Annotated in this window: 1 pseudogene; it reads left to right on the top strand. The window is 76.6% G+C overall.

Annotated elements, in window-relative coordinates:
- Window positions 1-43: 43 nt before the first annotated feature.
- Window positions 44-435, top strand: a pseudogene (locus G3I71_RS47950) (N-acetylmuramoyl-L-alanine amidase); the annotation flags it as partial.

Below are 435 nucleotides of genomic sequence, written 5' to 3'. Positions count from 1 at the left end.
CCCCATGGGGCCGTCGGCCGGCCGGATCCCCGGCGTACCCGGCATGAGCGCCTCGCCCGACCTGCCCGAGGCGCGCGGCCTGCCCGAAACCCAGGGCCTCGACGCACCCCAGGTCACGACGTTCTCCCTGGTCGGCATCGTCTGGGACGACGCCGCCACCCAGCTCCACGGCCTCGTCCAGGTCCGCACCCGCTCCGTGGAGACGGCCGCCTGGTCCGACTGGCAGGACGTCGAGACGCACAACGCGGACCACGCCGCCGACCTCGGCAGCGCGGAGCGCGAGGGACGTACGGTGCGGGGCGCGACGGCCCCGCTCTGGGTCGGCGACTCGGACGGCGTGGAGGTACGCGTACGCCCGGAGTCCCCGGCCGCCTCGGAGTCCCCGGACTCCCAGGACCGCGCGGCCACCCCCGTACCGCTGCCGGAGGGGATGCG

It is taken from the genome of Streptomyces sp. SID12501 (genome assembly GCF_010550245.1).
Classification (GTDB): Bacteria; Actinomycetota; Actinomycetes; order Streptomycetales; family Streptomycetaceae; genus Streptomyces.
The sequence above is the reverse complement of the archived record's forward strand: the minus strand, read 5'-3'. Positions and strand labels throughout refer to the sequence as shown.